This is a genomic window from Brevibacillus sp. SIMBA_040 (genome assembly GCF_046535075.1).
GTDB lineage: Bacteria > Bacillota > Bacilli > Brevibacillales > Brevibacillaceae > Brevibacillus.
On the sequence record NZ_JAWRXI010000344.1, the window covers coordinates 1 to 247 of the forward strand.

Here is a 247-nt window from a genome sequence, read left to right on the forward strand (position 1 = left end):
TACGACGCATGCCGGGGCGCACGCATGCTTCGCGAGGAGCAAATTCGCCGCAACGGGCCGCTGCCCTTGCGCAGTAAGCGACTCCCATTTCTTGATGATGCGACGCGGACGCGCGGCCAGGAATCGAATGCCTTCTTCGACGCCCGTCACGCGAACGTCGTCCAGCACGACGGGCGGCACGCCAATGCCCCACAATCGGATATTGATCGACGTGACTTCCGGCAGGACGACGAATGCGTGGCACAGT

Annotated in this window: 1 protein-coding gene; it reads right to left on the bottom strand. The window is 63.2% G+C overall.

The window, feature by feature from the left end; all coding sequences use genetic code 11:
* On the bottom strand, positions 1-247 hold a 247-nt coding region (locus SB752_RS33050), incomplete at both ends, for a hypothetical protein (RefSeq protein ID WP_410719602.1).